This window comes from Oscillospiraceae bacterium, assembly GCA_015067255.1.
In the GTDB taxonomy this organism is placed as follows: Bacteria; Bacillota; Clostridia; order Oscillospirales; family SIG519; genus SIG519.
This window is the reverse complement of record SVMS01000001.1, coordinates 88,940-111,159: the sequence shown is the minus strand read 5'-3', so window position 1 is coordinate 111,159 and position 22,220 is coordinate 88,940. Positions and strand designations below refer to the sequence as shown.

Annotated in this window: 11 protein-coding genes; 4 read left to right on the top strand and 7 right to left on the bottom strand. The window is 38.2% G+C overall.

Annotated elements, in window-relative coordinates; all coding sequences use genetic code 11:
* Positions 1–9: 9 nt before the first annotated feature.
* The 7 genes from E7480_00495 to E7480_00465 all read right to left on the bottom strand — a co-directional run bounded on the left by E7480_00495 (position 10) and on the right by E7480_00465 (position 15,606).
* Entirely contained in the window at positions 10–1,650 is a 1,641-nt protein-coding gene (locus E7480_00495) for a hypothetical protein (protein MBE6903073.1), read from the bottom strand.
* Positions 1,651–1,664: 14 nt separating this feature from the next.
* Positions 1,665–3,230, bottom strand: coding sequence for a hypothetical protein (locus E7480_00490; protein ID MBE6903072.1), 1,566 nt, complete (start codon positions 3,228–3,230; stop codon positions 1,665–1,667).
* Complete coding sequence (locus E7480_00485; GenBank protein MBE6903071.1) at positions 3,227–7,285, bottom strand: hypothetical protein; 4,059 nt, start codon at positions 7,283–7,285, stop codon at positions 3,227–3,229. Before E7480_00485 ends, E7480_00490 begins: the two co-directional genes overlap by 4 nt.
* A gap of 229 nt (positions 7,286–7,514) precedes the next feature.
* Positions 7,515–11,348 carry a hypothetical protein gene (locus tag E7480_00480; GenBank protein ID MBE6903070.1) on the bottom strand — a complete coding sequence of 1,278 codons (3,834 nt, stop codon included), beginning with the start codon at positions 11,346–11,348 and terminating at the stop codon, positions 7,515–7,517.
* 106 nt (positions 11,349–11,454) lie between these two features.
* Entirely contained in the window at positions 11,455–12,945 is a 1,491-nt protein-coding gene (locus tag E7480_00475) for a hypothetical protein (GenBank protein MBE6903069.1), read from the bottom strand.
* A 171-nt stretch (positions 12,946–13,116) separates the two neighbouring features.
* Positions 13,117–14,691 (bottom strand): helix-turn-helix domain-containing protein, encoded by a 1,575-nt coding sequence (locus tag E7480_00470; GenBank protein MBE6903068.1) that lies wholly within the window; start codon positions 14,689–14,691, stop codon positions 13,117–13,119.
* Complete coding sequence (locus tag E7480_00465; GenBank protein MBE6903067.1) at positions 14,692–15,606, bottom strand: LacI family transcriptional regulator; 915 nt, start codon at positions 15,604–15,606, stop codon at positions 14,692–14,694. It lies immediately after the preceding gene.
* 391 nt (positions 15,607–15,997) lie between these two features.
* Between E7480_00465 and E7480_00460 the strand changes: the two genes are divergently transcribed.
* The 4 genes from E7480_00460 to E7480_00445 are packed head-to-tail and all read left to right on the top strand — an operon-like array spanning position 15,998 to position 22,180.
* Positions 15,998–18,907: an extracellular solute-binding protein gene (locus tag E7480_00460; GenBank protein MBE6903066.1), complete on the top strand. Its 2,910-nt coding sequence runs from the start codon at positions 15,998–16,000 to the stop codon at positions 18,905–18,907.
* Between the two features lie 16 nt (positions 18,908–18,923).
* Positions 18,924–19,832 carry a sugar ABC transporter permease gene (locus E7480_00455; protein ID MBE6903065.1) on the top strand — a complete coding sequence of 303 codons (909 nt, stop codon included), beginning with the start codon at positions 18,924–18,926 and terminating at the stop codon, positions 19,830–19,832.
* Positions 19,833–19,849: 17 nt separating this feature from the next.
* Positions 19,850–20,719 carry a carbohydrate ABC transporter permease gene (locus tag E7480_00450; protein ID MBE6903064.1) on the top strand — a complete coding sequence of 290 codons (870 nt, stop codon included), beginning with the start codon at positions 19,850–19,852 and terminating at the stop codon, positions 20,717–20,719.
* 12 nt (positions 20,720–20,731) lie between these two features.
* Complete coding sequence (locus tag E7480_00445; protein MBE6903063.1) at positions 20,732–22,180, top strand: hypothetical protein; 1,449 nt, start codon at positions 20,732–20,734, stop codon at positions 22,178–22,180.
* The last annotated feature ends 40 nt before the right edge of the window (positions 22,181–22,220 follow it).

Sequence of the window (22,220 nt, the reverse complement as noted above, 5' to 3'; positions counted from 1 at the left end):
GATTTTAGCTTAAGAAATAGCGCCTCCGGAGGTTTTTAAGCTGTTGTTGTACCATATTTTAGCATCAGACATATTTGTCATAAGAGCATCGTCAATGGTACATTCGTTAAACTGTAAGCAGCCTGCAGTAATATTAGATTTTTCCAACAAAGCAAGCTTTGTGCCTGAACCGGTTATTGAAGTGTTGTAAATACTTGCAGTTGTGAAGGTCAAATCAAGTTTATCAAAGGTAACAGCAGCCTCTAAAGCGTTGCCTGCTTTGATTTTAGAATTTGAAAGAACAAGATGTCCATTTTTGCCGATATTAATCTTCAAAGCAGAGCTTGAGGAATCTATACCTGTTGCAGTATTTGAAATTGTAACGCTGTCAAACATATAGTGAGGTCTGTGAACACATTCGTCATCAAGAACAGCTAAGCCTATAGACTCTTTGTTTGCACGGTAGTTGGAATAGTTGATAGCGGCAAATTCGGAATCGTTTATTTCATACTGACCTGTGCAGGTTTGCATACCGATACCTGCATAAGACTTAATACCTGTACCTCTTATTGAAGCAGAGCCTTCAAAGCCCGGAACACAGCTGATACCGATATTAGCGCCAAAGAGAGTAATGTTTGCCATATTGTTACCGTCAGCTCTTGAAATTTCAATATCTGAACAGTTGTTGTGGCGGTATTGGAGATATGATTTTACAAAGTTTGTATATCCTAAGTTGATGTTGCTTACATCAACAGTATCCAATACGCCTCTGATAAAGATAGATTTCCAAAGAGAAGTTCCTGTTATGTTGTGGACACGGAGTCTACCCAAAGACAAATTAGTCGTCTGTCCAACATAATAATCCTTGAGATTCTCTCCTGTACCTACGAAAATTCCGAGATAAGGATTAGCAAGATAAATATCCTCAATTACAACACCGTCACGGGCATAGGTATATTCACGGGTTGACATAAATGAAATAGCAGGGGGATATTCATTTACTGTATTTACAACGGGAATCTGTTCCTTGTAAACAAAGCCTAAAGAAGAAACGGTTGTATTACCCTGTACTCTGATTGCAGGAGTTCCGTTAACATCACCTTTGCCGTGGTCAACTAAAATCCAGGAGCCGCTGAAATTGTCAGTTTTAAGGAAGTCTGTAGAAGCAGACTGCTCTTGTTTAGCTGAGGTTAAAACTGAAGGATTGGACCACATTCCCTTTAAGGAAGGAGAATCACCTGTAATGGTAACGCCTAAAGGAATGTTAATACCTCTTGTAAGACGGTAAACGCCTGCGGGAACGTATATAACACCGCCGGAATTTTTCAAGGTATGAACAGCTTTTTCAAAAGCCTCAGTGTCATCAGCAACGCCGTCGCCGACAGCACCTAAATTTTTAACGCTCAAATAGAATTTTTTAATACCGTTAACCTCTTCTTTTTCTTCAGGAGTATAAGTGGGCTTTGAAGAGGAAGAAGCATTGGGGTCTGTATAATTAGTATCAAACTCCATACCGTCAAATACAGAGCTTTGGGTTAAATCTGCGCCGTATTCATCGGTATTGCCGTTATTCTGGTAATCTTTGAAGTGAAGCTTATTACAGGAGGAAAGTGCTAAAACACTTAACATCACTGCAATAACAATACAAAGAAATTTGATATGATTTTTCATGCTTGCACAACCTCCTAATTATTTATAAGTGTATTTGTTTGTGATGAATTCTGAGTGCAGTAAACAAACTTAACCGAGTTATCATCAGGAATAACATTAGAAGAAGTAAATCTGCAGTATTCCATAACAGCTTCACCGTTTTTATATCCTGTACCACCTACAGTTATAAGGGGCTGATTGGTGTATGAGAATATAGTGTTTATATTGCGGAAGATACCTGAGCTTGTGCCTGTTCCGTTATGAGTATAGTATATCATTGCATTAGGCTCAGGAGAGTTATCATAACCGTAGGTTTCAACGTTCTCAAAAAGCGCAGCAGCGTTATCCTTAACGGTAATGTCGATGAAAGCGTTGTTGTACTGAGCGTTATTCAAATCAAGGCCATTACCTGCACCCACATCCTGAAGGAAGATATTTTTAAAGGTGTATGAGGATTTAACTGTGCTGTCTTCATCATCTGTAATGTATAATGCACGGTAGAAGGTTTCGTTTCTCTTATTAGCATAGTTTATGACAAAGAAGTATGAGCTTCTTATATCATAATTTCCTGCTGCTGTGAGATGAACAGGGAATCTGTTTTCAAGATTAAGACCTGTTGCCTTAAGATTTACACCGGTGTTCTTGTAAGCCTTTTCAGTTTTGAGACCAGCCTCTGCGCCGAAGCTGAGAACTCTGTCAACAGTTACATCAGAAGCAGCGGCAAGAACTATATCGTGAGCGTATAATGTTCTTTCTTCAACATATTTTGTGTTGTAAGTAGCATAGTTAAATTGAACATTTTCAATAGCAACCTTACTTGCAATACCTTTAACCAAAATACCTGTATGCATAGGAGAACCCATAACATTCTTAATGGTTACTTTACCGATGGATACGGGTTGCTTATCTTCGCCCAAATTGAAGGTGTCAACACCGTCGCCCTGAGTAACAGCTATACCTGTATAGCAGTTGGAGAGGGATACATCGGTAATATTTATAGGACCTTTTTTATCGGTCATTTTAGAGGTATCAACAGCAATGTGGGGAGGAGAAGCAAAGGTTGAGTTTATAAGGGGAGATGCAAAGAGGGAAACAAAGCCGATTTTTGAGAAGCTTGTATTTCCGTCAAGATAGAAGGTAGCATCAGCATCAGCTTCGCCTTCTCCGTGAGCAGCAACAATCCAGGAGCCTTTAAGCATAGAAACTTTTATAAAGGTGCTGGCAGAGCCGACAACAAAGCCGTGGTTTACCTTTGTTTTATCCTGAGCATCCAGATAGTTTTGCCAAGGACCTGTTGTTGCTCCGAGAGTACCGACAATTGATACTCCCGAAGGAACAAATATGTTACCCAAAGTAATTCTGTAAACACCTGAAGGGAAGAAAACAGTACCGCCTGTGTCCTTAACGCTGTTGATAGCGGCTATAATAGCATCTGTTTCGTCAACCAAGCCGTTACCTTTGGCACCAAAATCTTTAACATTGACAAAATTGTCGGTCTGTTCTTGAGCACTTACGTTTTCCAGGTCGATATGAGGGATAATAATAGCACTAACAATGAGAATGGGTAAAAGAAATGCTAAAAATCTTTTATGTTTAATCATTCCTCTGTACCTCCCTTAACTTTATTTTTGTTTTTAACAAAGAAGATAACGCCTACTGCAATTCCTGCAAGAACGATAAGACCGCCGATAGAAGCTAAAACAACGATTAAAACGGGGAAGGGCTCAGAGCCAACAACACCAACGCTGTTAAAGGGCTTAACCTTGAAGGAGATATAGTCACCCTCTAAGGTTGACTGGAGGTAAGAAACCTTACCGTCAGTTCTTTCGTAAAGACCTAAAAGATTTTCATAACCTTCAAAATCCTTTACAGGAAGAGAAATAGTAATAACCTTGTCTTCCTCAAGAGCAAATTTTTGATTGTTTAAAATGTCATAGAACTCAATTTCAAACAGAGAAAGAAGATTTGTACCGGAAACCTTGGGATTAACTCTTGCAAAAGCTTCATCCTTAGTGGATAAGCCTTTAACTTTTATACGGATATTCCATTTAAGTCCGGAAACCTTAACGCCGTTATCGGATTGGATAATAGCGCCAACCTGTTCTTTGAAATTAGCAATTTGGTCTGTTATAGAGCTGTCAAGAGTATCTCTTACTTCGGAGAAAAGTGAAGCATAGCTCTTCTCTATAAGAAGAACAGTGTTGATGTTAGCAGAGGTAAGAGTAGTGGGAAGTCCCGCTGTAAGCTCTGCAATCTGCTGAGCAACAAAAAGGTTGTCCATTTTTGTTTTCAAAAGATTGATAGCATTCTCATAATAAGCTCTCTGGTTTTCATCATATTGATAATAGTATTTGTTGTATTCTGTAATAAGGGATACAACTGCTGAGAAATCATCAATAGATAATGTTTCAAGCTCAGGAACGTTAAGAACCTTTATAGTGTCTTCTTCATTCTGAGGAACATCGAAGGTTAAGGGATAGGAATAGGTTCTTGAGTCAACAGTTGAGAACAAGTCAACATAAACGTCAGTATTGGCAAGAGTTGAGTAATCGAGAATAGTTTCAAAAGAACCGTCAGCCTGTAGCATAGAGAACATTACAGTACAGTTGTTCTTTTTGAGAAGCTTGTCAATATCACCGATTGTAAATGAATCTGAGTGAATAACAAGCACATTGTCGATGTTATCAATTTCAACTTTTGATTCATCAAGACTTGAAACAGAAACATCTTTAAGAACGGGCTCAAATAACAGTGTATACTTTGTAAATACATCGCCGTTGTTAAAGCCTTCGCAGTTATATGCACATATTAAAACATTTGCATAGTTTGAGGTACCGTCAAGGTTAATGTCAACGTATTCGCCGGCAAGTGTCTCAAATCTGAACTGAGCCTCTTTACCCTTAAGTGTATTTTTGACAGTTGCATAGGTAGGAGCGCTCTCATCCATATAGTAGAAGAAAGTTATGGTTTTTTGCTCGTGGTCAATTGTATATAAATTACCATTTTCAACAACAGAGGGAACGTCTGTTACTTTAACGGGAGAAACCTTGAAAAGACCTAAAACCTTGCCCTCGGGATAATACTGAATAACCTTGTTTTTATGAGCAGTGATGCAAAGATAAGCTGTGTTTTCAGCAGGCTTTGAAAGGTCTGTAATCTCTACGGAAAGAGTGTCGTCTGTATAGAACTTAGCCTGTGCGAAGCGAAGCTCAATTCTGTCTAAAATTTCCTGATAGGTTGTCTTTTCATCACCGAAATTACGAACGTTTAAAATATCGCCTAAAACGCTTATTTTATTGTCTTTAATTATAAATTCAGAAGCATCGTAGTTGTTAGAGTATTCGGGATCACCTGCAACTAAATCGCCTTCGGGAGTACAGGTGATTGGGGTTGAAGAAGCCTTGACAAGTGCAAGGTTAAAGCCATATTGGAAAACAACGCCGTCATTGGTAGCTACAATAGCGCCTTCTCCACTGTTAAGGAACTCATGAGTGGGAGAACACCATGCGCCGTGAATTGAACACCAGGTGTATAAAACGCTATCGTCAAGAGAATAATCTCCGTTGGCAGCATCCTTGAACCTATATGAACCAATAAGCTCTCTCTGAAGAAGGTTGTTGGGCATCTTAATCTTAAAATAGGTATAGCCTTCGGGTATATATGATGAGAAAAGCACCTGAGACCAGCCACTGAAGTGGTTGTTACCTTTTCCGTCATCGTAGGACGCTTTCAATGCTCTTTTAATATCACCTAAATAGAGGTTGTTGGTAGTGGAAATACAGCCTTTATAGGGGTCGCCAAGGTCTACCCAAATGTCGCCGTCCTTAGAAGCAAGGAACTGGACGTCTTCTATAGAGTCCAAAGCATCCTTAGCAGTGGTAAGGTTACTTCCGACAATGAATACGGCACCCACATAGGTTTCAGGCTGAACCTTATAAACCAAAGCAGGCTCTATATCCCAAGGAGCAACTGCGTTATAGTGAACCATACCGGTAGCTTCTTTGCCGAAAACAACCTTTTGAGTATCAAACCAAGCAAGTGTATCTGGACCGATATTTACTAAGCTAAGTGCCGCACCGTTTTCAAAGGTTGCATAGGAAGAGAAGGAAACGCCGGTAGTGGGGTTAACTACAGGAATAAAACGGTCTGCAATACCGGGCTTTAAAATAAGCTTGGAATCAGTCTCGGTTTCGGGGAAATCAATATATATTGGATCTAATACCAAGGAAAGATTACAGGTACTCTTAACTACGCCGTCTACCTGACCGGGACAATCTTTTGTGACAAATTTTGCGATACATTGCGGAGAAACAATAGCGTCAAGGTCAGTGATGGGAGTTCCGTCCATTTCATAGAAGAGAATATCGCCGTAGGAAATATTATAGTAGTTTTTGAAATCTTCGTATGTGATATCTTCTTCGTCAGACTTTTGTTTTATAACAATATTATTGTCAGTAATTTCAATATGAGCCAGATTGTCCTTTAAAACAAATTCAGGCTCCTTCAATTCGCTGATTTTAACTGTATATTCGTTAATAACATCACCTGCAACAAGACCTGCCACAGTACCTGTATATCCGTGTGCAACGAATTTAACCTTCATTGTTTCGTCAATCAAAGTGGAATAATTAGTAATAAGATTATCGGAAGAATCGTAGAATTGTACCTTTGACATAGTGGTATCAAAGGCTTTTTCAATGTTGGATAATGAAAAATCGGTTACGATTTCATCATTGATATATAAAATGTCTTTTGAGAAGACAAAAGATTCTTTTTGAGAAGATTTAACGCTGTAGCAAGGGTCTTCGTAGTAGTTTTTTACAGCAGTATCGCCTTTTGAAGTAGAATCAATTTTCGTTCTGGAAAGCTTAATTGAAGAAAGAGACTGAGACCAAAGACCTGCGTATTGCTGGTTGGTAACAGAATCGTATTGTTCAATAGCAGTATATTTAGGGAACATAATTCTTACGTGAGTAACAAAAGCGGGAATTTTATAAACGTGAGTAACAAGACAGTACTTGTCACAATCGGGAACAGGAATTTTATAATCAGGCTCCGAAGAATAAGTAGCTAAATAATCGAGAATATTAAAGCTGTTGTCTTTAGTAGGACTTTTATTTGCATCAGTCCAGTTATATGCTTGAGCCTGATAGATATTATCATAATTGATATTTTCAAAGTTTTTTCCGTTATCGTAGGAAACCTGTAGATGCCAGCCTGTGCCCTCAGTGTTATAAATGAGGTTTGTAAGGCTGCCTATTTTGTAGTTAGTACCTGTAATAGTATTAAAAGCAAAATAGGTGTTATCTCTTACAGGGTATGTAATGCTCTGATTACCGTCAATTGCTCTAATGCCATAAGGAACGGTAGCACGAGAGGAGCTTGCCCAATAGTTAACATCTATCTGCTTAATATAACTTCCAAAGAACATGGACATAGACACAAAATGATCAATATTGGAGAATTTTCCGCCAAGACCTGTTTGACCTGTAATATAATTTTCTGACTTGAAAACCTCAAACATTCCGGGCCTGATAGGTTGTTGCTCTTCTTCTGCAACAATAACAGAGGAAGGCAGCAATAGAGTAAACACAGAGCTAAGTAACAATAAAGCAGTCAAAACGGATAGGGCTTTAGTTTTGAATTTATTGTGCATAAGAAAATTCCTTTCTTATAAAGATTGTTGTTTATCAAAACGCTTTTTTGCGTTTTGATAAGCCGATTTTCATAGGCTTTGTCGAGAAATTGGGTCAATTTCTCGACATTCGATAATCATTATTACAATGGAGAAGTAAAAATAATAGTTGCCATAGTTTAAATGCAAGGGTGCAGGGAAGAGCCCTACACCCTTGCTAAAATCTAAATTAGATTTTTAATAAATAAGGTTAAGCTGAAATTTGTTTTGAATAAACATCTCTGTAAACACTTTCAAGTGCTTGACCATTCTTAACTAAAGAGGAAGCGTTGAAGTGGTATTCAGTCTCGCCGTTTATAGTACGTGTAGCAGTACGACGTCCGGGAAGAGAGATATATCCTGTGCCGGGATCAGTTAGCTTCAAAGAGTTAATCATATGGTTAAGGAATTTAGTTTGTCCTTCTTTGGGCTGTAAAGCAAACCATGTGATTTCATCATAACCCCAAGGATAATGAGTTGCAGGAGTAGGATCACCGGGATGGTTATTTTCAAAGTTGTCGATTTCAACTACATAGAAGTTTTCGGATACATTGTAACCCTGAGGATGTTTTCCGCCAGAAGTTCTTTGATAGATAGAATCTAAGTATCCTGCCTTCAAGGTACAAGGCATATATCCGTTAGCTTCTATTGCATATTCTCCGTCACCGTCGTAAATACGAGAGGGGAATGTATCAAAGTCGAATAATAAATTGCCGTCTTTAAGAATGAACTTGGATATATTGTATTTGTTATGTCCTGTAATAAGAACGTTGTTGTTTCTTCCGTTTTCAGCAGCGTATTCTCTTATCATTGTGAGAAGTTCGTTAAGAACTGTACCGTCATCCTCCTCGAAGGACATAGCTACCTGACCAAGATTGATAACATCAAAGCCAGCATCAATATACTGTGTAGCTAAGTAGTAGAACCACATCTGAGCTTCTGTTTCTACTAAGTTGGGAACTGAAACAGTGTCTCCCCATTTATTTTCATAATTATAGTTAATAATGCTCCAGTAATCGAAAGCTCTTGTTTCAACGGGAAGATCAAATGCTTCAAATACATATGCAGGAATCATTGTTCTTTCTGCTGTTGTTTGAGCAATTGATTCAAAGATACAAGCCTCAAGAAGAATTCTTGAATCGATTCTGTGAACATAATCAGCCCACTTAAAGCAGTTTGCAAAGTGAATATTCATATCAAGACCTGCTCCCCAAACAAAGCCTGCGCGAGCGATAAGCTTAGCACCTGTTGTTAAAACAGTGTTAAGGTCTGCTTCGAATGTGGGGTCAACACCGGGCTCAAGAGTACCAACTGTTGTAGCGCTGATAAAGCCTTCAACAGTCAATGCAGTAGCAAGGTAATCTTTGATAGCCTGAGCAGAAGCAGTATTCTTAATTGAATATTCGCCGTCTAAAGAAATGTATTTGGGAGAGTAAGCTTCTTCTGTCTCAAATGTCTTTCCTGCAAGGATATCATCCTTAAGTGAAAGAAGCTCAACGATTGTAATTTCATCAGCGCCTGCAGCTTTCTTGGAAGCAGGAGCTAAGTCAGTAACGTTCAAGAGGTAATTTCTTACTGTAACAAGGTCAAGAACGTTGAAATCAGCATCGCCGTTTACGTCGTTTTCGAGAATAATGTCATATCTGTTGCCGTTAACAACTGCATAAGTACCTGTTCTCAATATCTCGTTGGAAGCAAGAGCTTTTCCGTCGATGTTGTAAAGAGCTACAGACTCTCCGTTGCCCATGATAAAGTTGTTTACGGTTGTGCCGTACTTAATGTTGTTAACCTTACCGTCTGCAAATGTATACTTGGAAGAAACATCAGCAAAGTTCAAGGTCTTGAAGCCTGCAAGGCTACCGCCGTTGATGCTTCCTGTAGAAAGCATTGTGCTGTCGCCTTCGTTGTAAGCTGCAACGTGGAATAAGAATTTATCGCAAACTGTGGAACGGGGAACAATAAAGGATACGCCTGTCTCTGTAGCCTTAGCATATTTAGCATCGTCAGCAGAGAATACGCCGCCCATATTGCCTGTTGTGAATTCACCTGTTGTTTTGTTGTAGGAAACCTTTCCGATAGCGCTGGAAATATCGCCGTCAACGTTAGCAGGAATGTTGAATAAATCAAATACTGTGTTACCTGTTATGTTCTGGAGGAAGTTGATGTTGTTGATGTAGTAGAAATCAACGATATCAGCATCTGTTTCAACGTTAACATAAACAGCAGAGTCATTATAAGAATAGTTAACGTTAGCAGAGCCTGCTGCAGCAACTGCTGCGCCTGTTGCTTTATTGAAGGTATCTAAAGCAATGGTATTGTCATACTCGGGAAGAGTTACGCCGTCAGCTGTAGCCATTGTTCCTGTGCTATCAGCAGTGATAGGAGTTAAAGAGGATTTAACACCTGTAAGAGCAACGTTCCAAACAGCATCGCCGTTGCCTACAAAAGAGAAAGAGGGGAATACGATTTTTGCATTTGTAGTACCTTCGGGTAAGTAGTAAGCCTTACCAACTGAGAAGTGAGAAGCACCAACACCTGCTTCACCAAGGCTCATGCCGGGCTGTTGTAAATGCTTGTTCTTTACAAGGAAGTCAAGGAGACCGAGGTGACCGCCTTGGCCAAACCAACAATCAGCGTTTGTAACAGGAATGTCTTTTTGTGCCCCATCGATGACTACTATTCTACCCATTTTATTTAGATAGTAATCATAGGGATTGATTTTCTCATAGGTTTCGCCGTTATCGGAAGAAATCCAAAGCTGCCAGCCTGTATCATATCTGTCATATATCATATCTATTAAGGAATCAACTTCTGCAGTACCGCTGTAGAAGTCAAGGCCAAAATAAGTGTCGCCGACAACATTGTATGTAAGGCTTCTCTCTGCGTTGTCAAGCGCCTCGGGAGTAGCACCGTTATAGCCTAAGAATTGAGCAGTTTCGGAATATCTGGTGTTACCAACAACATTAGGGATATCCATACCTGTTAAGAAATCCCATATTGATGTGAAATAACCAACATTGTAGTCTGAATAGTTAGCCTTACCGTAGAGTGTGCTGCCGTAGGCATTGCCTGTGAGGTCGTCAGCTGTACCGGGATAGAAGATATCCTTATCAGCTTCGGGAGGTAATTCAGGCTCGGGTTCGGGCTCGGGATCGGGCTCGGGATCGGGCTCTGAGGGGATTTCAGTTGTACCCTCGAACACATAGTTTTTATTGGAGATAGGTGTTGCAGAAGCTGCAGCGCCGCCATAGAAGAAGCCGTATGAAACTCCCCAGCTAACATCAGTAAGGAGCAGATCTTCTTCGGGGAATATGTATCTTACCATTGTTGCGTCTTCAGGAATTTGGTAAGAATGACACATACCTATGTAATCATAGAAGTAGGACATAGCTCCTGTAGCAGTTTTGTTATTTAAAACGTAGCTAGCAATTGTATTAAGCTGAGAGGTTACATCCTGACTTCCCGGAGCTGCATTTTTTGTGGAAGTTCTTGTAAACTCAAAGAGCGCAGAATGAGATAGGGGACCTTCCCAAGTAGCGCCGTTATCTGTGGAGTACATAACTCTAACACCCTTGGTGTTATTAGCGTTTTGGAACCACATTTTGTAAAGAGTAGAGGGGCTGTAATTGTTTCTGTAGTAAGAAAGGAAGCCGATGTAGGAGCCGCCTACAACGTTGTAATCAACGTATCTCGGACCGCCGCTTGAATAAGGAGCTCTCAACATTACCGTATCAGTAAAGAATCCGGGAACTTCAAATTTGTTTGTGCCCTGTGTATAATCTTCCGGATCAGTGTTGCTGAAGGCATCTCCGGCGGGAACCCAAACAAGTGGGAAACCGTTGCTTGCTGTGGGAATAGCAGAGAAAGCTGTTCCGCCTACCCAGTTGCCTATATCGAGGGTATAGCCATCATCAGCAAGGCCGGGCTCAAGAACTACTAAACCGTTAGGGCCTTTTGCTGCGTTTACTGTAGGAGCTATAGCAATTACAGAAACAAGCATTGCTACAGTCATAAGCAAACACAAAAGTTTTTTTGCTGTTTTCATTTTCATTCTCCTTTTTTAATTTTTTATGCCGTTAGGCATTATTAATAATATATAATAATTGAACAAAGCTGTTGCTCCGGACAATTAAAATAACAAATTAATCTTATTAACTTCTGTTAAATTTATCAACAGCGGAAATGTGAGCTGATTTAACTTCGTTAATAATACTTGCAGGAGTACCGAGAGCTGTATTTACAAGACCTTCTGTAAATCTTTTATCATCAAAGTCTGTAAGTCTGTTTCCGATAAAGGTAATAGGAGTAACCTTTTTATCAATATCCTTTATATAATACTGATAATCCTGGTCTGTCCAGCCGTAAGTTGTTGCATACATATCCTTCTGAGCTTTTACGAAGTTCTCATTCTCATTATAGTGCATATATCTGCCAAGATATTCCCAAGCAGCTATACCGTAGGGGTTTTTAGCGCCCTTAGGAATAGCAAAGAAGTTTGTATTGGCATTGTGATAATATTTATCAGCCTCAGGATCCTTAGGATAGGGAACAAACTGAATTGTTCCTGCCTGCTTCAAGGGGAGATATGCAGGAGTATTGTAATCCCATACGTGTCCGCTGATAAAGCCTATCTTATTTGAAGAGAAGCGGTTAGGAATATTATCCCAGGTAAGTCTGTCAAGACAGCCCTTAGCAGTTAAGCTCTGAATGTACTCATAGGTACGTAAAACATTCTTATCACTGATATTGGAAACAAGCTTGCTGTTGTCGTCCATTTTAATAATGTCGATACCTGTTGAACCTATCCAGGTAACAAGGAAAGCCCAGTTGATAGAAGCGCCGTAAACTGAGGGTTCGGGGTTTCCGGGAACTGTGATAAGCTCTACGAATTTTCCGAAAGCGTTCCAATCCCATTTGTTGTTATAGAACATTGTAACAGGGTCCTGAAGAGTGCCGCCTGATTTAGCAACTGCAGCATCAGTAAGCTTCTTATTATAAAGAAGACCGTTAGAGATAACACTTGTGCTTGTGCATACTGCATATCTTGTTCCCTTATACTTTGTATATACATCATTGGGATTTTGAGTTGTTTCAATCCACAGAGGGTCAGTAGCGTCTATGTAATTTGATATATCTTCAAAAACGCCTTTACCCATTACGAATGCAGCCTGAGTGATATCTACGCTGTAGCTGTCAGGTGCAGAGTTTGAAGAAACAAGAGTTGCCAATTCTTCGGAATAAGTATTCCAGTCTGTAGCAACATCATATTTAAAAGTAAAGGTTTTTCCTGTCATTGTCTTGAAGAGTTCAAGCTTAGCTTTTTGTTCTACTTCGTTAGGTCTAACTGTAACAAACATCTTGAGCTCAGAGGTTTCGGGTAAATCTTTAATGTAATCGGGAAGCTGTTTTCTTGATTTAACTCCGAATTTTGAAGTTACCTGGCTTCCGTTTCCGTCGGTATTATTTCCGCCGCCGTTTCCGCCGTTACCTCCGTTAATGCCGCCTAAGCTGTTTTCACCATACACATCGTCGCCACCGTAGCCGATTCCGCTTACATCATCTATTGCAGGACCGCCGCCGCAAGCGGTAAGAAGCATAGACATACATAGCAACAAGGCAAGTATGGAACTGATTTTTTTCATATGTTTTTCTCTCCTTTTCTTTATATGCTTAAGTACAAAATACTTAAAAACATCAATAAAACGAATTAATATTTAGCACAAACACTAAACCACATTAAAATAGTACCACATTTTTTGTTTATAATCAATGCAAAAACTTAAGGTGTTATTAAACAAAATCTCAGTTTTTTACTAACCTTTTTTTCGATAGCTTCCGGGGGAAACTCCGCAAGCTCTTTTAAAGGCTCTGCTGAAGGAAATAAGCTCTAAATATCCACAAGCTGTTGCAATATCGGAAATGCTCATATCTGTTTCCGAAAGCAGCCTTTTGGCTTCAATCATTCTGACATTTGTCATAAAAGAATAGAGGTTTTCTCCCGTCTGCGCTTTGAATATGCCTGAAAGATAGTTTGGATTCAAATGCACATGCTCCGCTATTGAGGTAAGCGTTATGGGGGAGCTGAAATTTTCGTAAATGAATTTTTTTATCTGATTTACAGTTTCGTTGTTTTTTAAAGTATTAGAAGTGTTGCATTTCAAAACAGAATTCAAAAATAAGCTCAGAGCATTTTTCATTTTGTCAATTCTGTAAAGCTTTGAAATACATTTAAGGATATTAAGACCGTTTGCGTTTCCCAAAGAAAATTTGTATCCGCGTTTTGAGGATAAAAACATAATTCTGTAAAGAATCAGCTCTACTATATCGGTATAATTTTTTATTGACATATTAAACTTTGCAAGGCGTTCAAGCACTATAAGGATACTTGTTGTTATCTGCTGAGTATCATTAAGCTCGATAGCCGAGTCTATACCTGTTATATAGTTATTTTCGTGGATAATTTCCTTTGATAAAGAATTGCCGTCATAAAAGAAAAAGGCTTCGTTAAGACGGTAAAAGCCGTATTCTACAGCATCTAAGGACTGCTTATAGCAGGTATAAATAGAATCAAGACTGCTTTTTATCTGGCTTACGCCTGCAAGAAATTCCAAATTGGTATGAGTATAAAAGCTTTCATTCAAATCTCTTAAAAAGTTCATAATAACCGCATTGGTTTTCTTTGCGCTTTTCTCCATAGAGCAAATGATAAAAATAATTTCATCGTTATTTTTTATGCAGACAATAAAGTCTTCGATAAAATAAAATTGCTCCAAGTCAATAGCGTAGTGCTTTAATATTTCGTAATGGTCGTTTGAAAAATCGTCAAAATTAGGGGAAAAAGTTTTTTCAAAGGGATAATCAATTTTCAAAACTATTGTGGAAAAGCTTGTATACTTTAAAATATTAAAGCTTTCGGCACGTGTCTGGAAATTGCTCTCATTTCCTTTGTTCTCTATAATATCAAGGAAAAGACGCTCAATATAGCTGTTGTTTTTTTCAAGCTTTAACAAATCGACAAAACGGTTTCTCGTTTTCTTTTCCTCAAAGCTTTTTACAATTTCGCTGTAATCTATATTCCAATCTGTTTCTATGCAGTCATACGCGCCCTTTAAAAAACATTCACGAATAGTTGACGATGTGAATTTCTTGCTGATTGCCACTACAATAACATCATTATAAAATTTCATCAGATTGGTTATTTCGTAAAAGGCTTTCATTTTTGTTTCGTCAACATATACCATAATAAGACAGTTTTCCTTATTGAATATATCAGACAGGAAAACCTCTGAAAATACGCTGATGTTCAGAACGTCAAAGTCTTTATTCAGGTTCTCGCAAATTTTATCCGAAATTGCTTTTGAGGGGAATTTATAAAGAATTATTTTCATTTAAAGCACCTCTTTCGGATTTTTCACAGAACCTCTTTTTACAAGGATAGTATCTATACAGATATCCATAGGCAAGCTGATTGTACCTGAATCTATATAAATAAGAAGGATATAAAGGGCAGTAAGAGCCATATTTACAACTGAAATTCCAAAGCTGTCAACAGAGATGTTATCAATATCGTGAGGATTGGAATTATCAAAGCTTATAATGGAAATGTCCTCGGGGACTGAAAGGTTAAGCTTTTTAAACATTGAAAAGGCAGAGAGCAAAATGAAGTCGGAAGCGCAAAAAAACGCCGTAGGCCTTTTGCTCAGTTTTAAAATATCTGAAAAATTGTAAATGTCGGAGATGTTCTTAGCCTCCGTCATAGGTGAAATACGGGGAAAGTCCTCGATTTTATTCTGAGTAAGAAAGCTGGCAAATCCGTTGTAACGCTTTTCGTAGCTCAAGGACCTGGAATCAGCGTCCAAAAAGCAAAAGGTAAGGTGCCCCATATCATAAAATATTTTTGCGCATTTATAGCCTGCTGCAAAATTATCGTGAGAAACGATAGTGCTCTGAGCTTGCTCTTTTATGGGGTCTATAAATATATGCGGTTTTTTTAAAGCTGTTATCTGAGATATAGCTGATTCTCTTTTTGCGCCTATAAATATAAAAGCATCTGAAGAAAACCTTTTATCCGAAAGGTCAACAGGCTTATCCTCTTCCAATATATATATGAAGCTTTCTATATTGAGTCTTTTAAGCTCAAGGATAATAATATTCAGCATTTTGCCCCAATAAAAAGTGTTCGAGAAAAAATTGGCATTTATTAAAATAGTGATAGCTTTAACTTTTTTTGCGACAGATAAAAAATAGTAGGTTCCCTTTGCTGCCACAAGGTCTGAAAAATTAATTTTTGCATAATCATTCATCTCTTGCTCTTTGATAATATTAAATTCTTGAAGTATGTTTATTTTCTTTCACACCTTTCTAATATATAATATTATAAACATTGTACAATAGTTTTATTTATCATTCAATTACAATTATTAATAGACGCTTAACAATTTTTCACATATAAGTTAAACTTTCCTTAAGATAACACTTTTTTTACATATAAGTTTTTGTATTATTTCCTTATTTGGAATTGATTTAAACAGTTTCAAAAAAATGGTATTTTTCTTTTTTTATCGTCAATAAACTGAAAAATGATTAATAAAATACTAATAATTGTTCTTTAAAATTCAGGCGTCTTGTTGTATAATATATAAAAAGCAATAGATAGCATTATTGTTAATTATGCTATTTGTTTAAATCTATTTAATGAAGCTTTTTATTTTCTGCGGAGGTGCAACAATGAAAAAAATACATAAGGGGATTTTTGTCGGAAAAAGAGCAGTGTGCTTACTGAGCGTATTAGCTTTGCTTTCCGGTCTATCGTTGACAGCTTTCGGGCAACAGGCTCAAGCAGTTGCTTCGGGTAGTGATGACGAAATGTTTGTAAGCTATATAAGCTACAACGAATATATGGAGAAAAACGCTTCTTTGCCGGCACTTTCCGGAGAGATTGTTTTAAATCATACTAACTTAACATCTTCTTCAGATGAGGTTAGTATTTCTTCTGTTTATTCCCGTGATAATATTATCGCTTTCCCTAAAAATACGGGAGAAGCAGAATTTACCTTTGAGGCGGAGGCTGACGGATGGTATTGTATAGACATTACCTATTGTAATATGCCTCTTAAAATGACAGAAATAGAGTTTTCTTTGTCTATAAACGGAGAGATACCGTTTTCACAGGCGGACCTTTTCTCGTTGCCGAGACTTTACACCAATAATAAGATAACTCTGGACAGCCTTGGAAACGATTTAAAAAGTGAAAAAGAAGAAATTAACACCTTCCGCACAACAAGACTTATTGACAGCAGCTACGTTTATGAAAATATGAAATTCTATTTTAAAAAGGGTACTAACACCTTGAAAATAGAAGCAATCAGAGGCGGCTTTGGTATTGAAAGCTTGTGTCTTACACAGGCTAAGAGCGATATTTCTTACGAGAAATATAAAAACGAAAATGCTCAGAAGCCCAACAACACTCCGAAGGATTTTATAACAAAAATTCAGGGTGAATTAGCTGTCAGCGTTTCTGATACAATTCTTTATCCTACATATGATAAAATGAATGCAGATACCGAGATATCCACAGGAGAAAAGAACAGCGCTTCAAAGCTTAAGCTTAATACTATCGGTCAGAATACCTTCAATCAGGCAGGTCAGTTTATAAATTGGGAGATTGAGGTTCCCGAGGATGGTTTTTATAACATTGGCTTAAGAGCAAGACAGAATTTAGTAAGAGGCTTCTACTCCTCAAGAAATATTTACATAGATGATAAAATTCTTTTTAAAGAGCTTAAAAACGTACATTTCGATTATGATTTCGATTGGACAATAAAAATGCTTGGCGATGAAGATCCTTTTGAAGTGTATCTTACAAAAGGAAAGCATACAATAACCCTTGAAGCTTCCGCAGGCGATGTAGGTTTGATTCTTGAACAGTTTGACGACTGTATTCTTGAACTCAACACTCTTTACAGAGAAATTATTATGATAACGGGACTTTCTCCCGACCCCTATCGTGACTACAATCTTAAAGCGCAAATTCCTAATCTTGAAGGCCGTTTCGAAAAGCTTGCAAAGACTCTTAAAGAGCTTGCAGAGCAGATGAAATCTAAGGAAATAATGAAGGGCAACAACGCAGTAGCTGCACAGACTGTTGTAATTCAGTTAGAAAGCTTTTTGAAAAAGCCAAGAACCGTTGCACTGAGAATCTCAAGCTTTAATGATAATATAAGCAGTCTTTCAAGCTGGGTACTTTCCTTGAAATCTCAGCCTCTTGAAATCGACTATTTATTTGTAAAGTCTTCCGAAGTAAAGGCACCTAAGGCTTCTTCCGGATTTTTCAATCAGCTTGGCTTCCGTGTAAGCTCATTTGTTGCTTCATTCTTTGAAGATTATTCGCTTATAAGTGATAACGAGGATATAGCTTCCATTAAGGTTTGGATTGGTACAGGTCGTGACCAGGCTCAGATAGTAAAGGATATGGTGGACAACAGCTTTACTCCTCAGACAGGTATAAATGTTGCACTTTCCCTTGTTCAGCAGGGTCTTCTTGAAGCCGTTGCTTCAGGACGTCAGCCTGATATTATGCTATTTACCGATAGTGGTACGGCAATAAACCTTGCAGCAAGAGGCGCTATACTTGATTTAACCGGATACGAAAGATTTAACGAAATCAAAAAGCGTGCAAGAGAAGACGTTTTCACTCAGTATGAATATGAGGGCGGCACCTATGCCTTTCCTCTTGAACAGAGCTTCCATATGCTTTTCTACAGAAAAGACATTTTCGCTCAGAACGGTCTTTCACTTCCTAAGACTTGGGATGAGTTCTATTATGTTTTAGGAAGACTTCAAAAGAAAAACCTTTCGGTAGGTGTTCCTGTCGGCTCAAGCACAGCGCCTGATATAAGCATATTTATATCATTACTTTTCCAAAACGGCGCAGATCTTTATAATAAAGAGAGAACAAAAACAGAGCTTAACACCGAAAAATCTCTTAAAGCATTTAAACAGTGGACTGAATTTTACACAAAATACGGTCTTAACGTTGAGTTTGACTTCTTTACCCGTTTCAGAAGCGGTGAGATGCCTCTTGGTATACAGGGCTATACCTTCTACAATCAGCTTTCTATAGCAGCTCCCGAAATAGCAGGTCTTTGGGCTATGGCAGAGCTTCCGGGAACAGTTGATGAAAACGGAAATATTATCAATACTGCAGTTTCCGGCGGAAACTGTGCAGTTATTCTTTCAAAATGTAAAGATGAAGAAGCCGCTTATAAATTTATTGATTGGTTTACCGATGAGCCTCAGCAGACTCAGTACGGTCTTACTGTTGAAAATATTTTGGGACCCGGCGGTAGATATGCTCCTGCAAATATAGAGTCTCTTGAAAATATGAACTGGACTCAGAAAGAGCTTGTTAAAATTGTAAGCCAGAGAGATTCTTCAAAAGTTATGCCCATAATCCCTGCAACCTATATGATTAACAGAAATATTACAAACGCATTCAGAAAAGTTGTAATAGGCAAAGAAAATCACAGAGAAACAATATATAAATATTCATTGACAATGGATGAGGAAATCACCAAGAAGCGTCAAGAACTTGGTTTAGATTAAGAAAGGAGAGATTGATATGCACTATAAAAAAGGTGAATTGAAAAAGCAAATAATCAAGCACAGAACGCAATATCTTATGATGGCTCCCTTTGCAATTTTGTTTTTTATCTTTACCGTTATTTCTGTAGTTTGTGCTATTGTTCTTTCCTTTACAAACTACAATATGATACAAACGCCTAAGTTTGTAGGTTGGCTCAATTATACTAAGATTTTATTACAGGACGACGTTTTCCTTATAGCTGTTAAAAATACTCTTATTTTTGCAATTATAACAGGTCCTTTGAGCTATTTCCTATGTTTGTTTTTTGCATGGCTTATAAATGATTTGCCGAGATTTTTAAGAGTAATGTTTACCTTTATATATTACGTTCCCTCTATTTCGGGAAGCGTATATGTAATATGGCAGATAATTTTCAGCGGTGATACATACGGCTTTGCAAACTCAATATTAATGAGTCTTGGAATTATCAATGAGCCTATTCTCTGGCTTACCGACCCTCAATATATGCTGACTATCATTATTATAGTTCAGCTTTGGGCAAGCTTGGGAACCTCATTCTTATCATTTATCGCAGGTCTTCAGGGTGTTGATACCACTCTTTACGAAGCAGGCGCTATAGACGGTGTTAAAAACCGTTTCCAAGAGTTTGTAAAAATAACTCTTCCCTCAATGGGACCTCAGCTTATGTTTGCTGCGGTAATGCAGATAGGTGCAGCCTTCTCAGTAAGTGCTATTTGTAGTCAGCTTGCGGGCTTCCCGTCAACAGACTATGCGGCGCATACGATAGTTACTCACATTCAGGACTACGGTACAACGAGATTCGAAATGGGCACTGCCTGTGCACTTGCTACAATATTGTTTATAGTTATGATATCTACAAACAATCTTATTGAAAAATTACTTAAGAAGAAAACAAATCTGTAAAGAAGGAGGAAAAAGCAATGCTATTTAAAATAAACCGTACCGGAAAAAGACAAACGCACTCAATAGCAGGCGACATTGGTGTAATGCTTTTTCTTCTTACTATCGGTGCTTTCATGATATTGCCGTTTGTATATGCAATTGTACAATCATTAAAGCCTTTGGAAGAGCTGTTTATTTATCCCCCTCAGTTCTTTGTAAGAAATCCCACCATAGAAAACTTTACAAATCTTTTACTCAGAACAAACAATATGTGGGTTCCTTTTGAAAGATATGTATTTAACAGTGTAGTTATAACAGTATTCGGAACAGGCTTAAGCGTAATAGTGTGCTGTATGGCAGCTTTCCCACTCGCAAAATACAAATTCCCCGGAAGCGCAGCTTTTGAAAGAATTATAGTTCTTTCCCTTTTGTTTGTTTACGATGTTACCTTTATTCCTCAGTATATATTACTTTCATCTTTAGGAATGATTGACTCTGTTTACTCAATAATTGTCCCTGCGATTGCTTCTTCATTAGGTCTTTATCTTATGAAAAACTTTATGTCGCAAATTCCTACAGAGCTTATTGAAGCGGCAACTGTTGACGGAGCGGGAACCTGGAAGATATTTATGACGGTTGTAATGCCGAATGTTAAGCCTGCGTGGATAACACTTGTAATTCTATCCTTCCAGGCTCTTTGGAACAGAGATACCGGCTCTTACATATTTACTGAGCAGCTTAAAAACCTACCGGCTATTTTCAGACAGATTTCAGTATCGGGAACTGTTGCAACTGCCGGAATAGCTTCTGCATCAGCAGTTATTCTGATGCTACCTCCTATCATTATTTTCTTGTTTACCCAATCTAAGATTGTGGAAACAATGGCCCATTCGGGAATAAAGGGTTAAGGGGGGCATCATATGAAAAAGAAAATTTTAATTTTAGCGTTGGCTGTAATTTTATGTGTGTGCGCATGCCTTCCTGCAAGTGCCCGAAGCTTTGCTCCTTACAACGGCTATGAATACGATGATGACGGAAATATCGTACCTTCAACCTTGGCGTATACCCCTGTCTCTGTTTATCAGGGAGATGTTGATAATACAGAGCGTCTTATAAACCCTACGGATATGTTTATTGACGAGGAAAACGGACTTATCTATATTGTAAATTCAGGTAATTCAAGTATTCTTATCACAGATACAGACTTTAAGCTGAAGGAGAAAATAACATCTATAACCGATAAAGACGGAAATGAAATTACTTTCTCCCAATTAAACGGTATCTTTGTAAGAGATGAGCTTATTTATCTTTGCGACACAGGTGCGGCAAAGGTTTATATTTTCAATAAACAAAAAGAGCTTCAGAGAGTTCTTGAAAAGCCTAAGAGTGAGATTTTTCCGCAGGATACAGAATACCGACCTTTAAAGGTTTTATCGGATAATCTTGGCTTTACATATGTTTTATGTCAGTTTATAACAACAGGCGCTTTGTCATATGATGAAAACGGAGAGTTTACAGGCTTTTTCGGAAGTAATACCGTTACGGTTACTGCTTCAATGCTTGCTGAACGTTTCTGGCGTAACTTTATGACAGAGGACATGATTGAATATACAGTTCAGTATGTGCCTATAGAGTACAACAGCTTTGATGTTGACGATGAAAACTTCGTTTATACCTGCACAGGTATAAATCAGAACAACGTAGACCAAATAAGAAAGATAAATCCTTTGGGAAATAATATTTTCCCAACAAAAACTTACGGTGACAGAGAGCTTGTGTGGTATAAAAACGTTATGCAAGCAACTATTATGACAGACATTGCCGTTAATGCTGACGGCTTTGTATACGGACTTGACAGTCAAAGAGGACGTATCTTCGTATATGACAACGAGGGTAGCAATCTTACAGTTTTCGGAGGCTCAAACAATCAGGACGGAACCTTTATGCAGCCTGTGGCAATAGATACAGTTGGAGACGATGTCTACGTACTTGATGCAAAAGCTTCAAGTATTACAACATTTGAGCTTACCGAATACGGCAAAAAGCTTTATGAAGGTACCCTTTTAAATCTTGACGGCCGTTATGAACAGGCAAAGGGAATCTGGCAACAGGTTCTTATGCAAAATGCAAACTGCCTCAGCGCATATTACGGCATAGGAAAGGCAGAGTTTTATACAGGCAATTATATAGAAGCTATGAAGAATTTTAAGCTTGCCGGAGAAAGAGATGCGGAATCTATGGCTTTTGACAGCTTGCGTACAGAGTTCTTGAGAGAGTTTATAGGTATTATAATAAGCCTGATTGTTATACTGTTTATTTTGAAAAAGGTTATCGGTATTATCAAAAGAAGGAGGAAGAGCGAAAATTAGCTTTCGCTCGGCAAATGCTGTGGTTGATATAAAGTCTTTT

Bases quoted from the DNA above. Each gene is read 5' to 3' on its own strand.
- E7480_00490 (MBE6903072.1), bottom strand. From the start codon at position 3,230: ATGATTAAACATAAAAGATTTTTAGCATTTCTTTTACCCATTCTCATT.
- E7480_00475 (MBE6903069.1), bottom strand. From the start codon at position 12,945: ATGAAAAAAATCAGTTCCATACTTGCCTTGTTGCTATGTATGTCTATG.
- E7480_00465 (MBE6903067.1), bottom strand. From the start codon at position 15,606: ATGAATGATTATGCAAAAATTAATTTTTCAGACCTTGTGGCAGCAAAG.
- E7480_00480 (MBE6903070.1), bottom strand. From the start codon at position 11,348: ATGAAAACAGCAAAAAAACTTTTGTGTTTGCTTATGACTGTAGCAATG.
- E7480_00485 (MBE6903071.1), bottom strand. From the start codon at position 7,285: ATGCACAATAAATTCAAAACTAAAGCCCTATCCGTTTTGACTGCTTTA.
- E7480_00450 (MBE6903064.1), top strand. From the start codon at position 19,850: ATGCTATTTAAAATAAACCGTACCGGAAAAAGACAAACGCACTCAATA.
- E7480_00495 (MBE6903073.1), bottom strand. From the start codon at position 1,650: ATGAAAAATCATATCAAATTTCTTTGTATTGTTATTGCAGTGATGTTA.
- E7480_00460 (MBE6903066.1), top strand. From the start codon at position 15,998: ATGAAGCTTTTTATTTTCTGCGGAGGTGCAACAATGAAAAAAATACAT.
- E7480_00470 (MBE6903068.1), bottom strand. From the start codon at position 14,691: ATGAAAATAATTCTTTATAAATTCCCCTCAAAAGCAATTTCGGATAAA.
- E7480_00455 (MBE6903065.1), top strand. From the start codon at position 18,924: ATGCACTATAAAAAAGGTGAATTGAAAAAGCAAATAATCAAGCACAGA.
- E7480_00445 (MBE6903063.1), top strand. From the start codon at position 20,732: ATGAAAAAGAAAATTTTAATTTTAGCGTTGGCTGTAATTTTATGTGTG.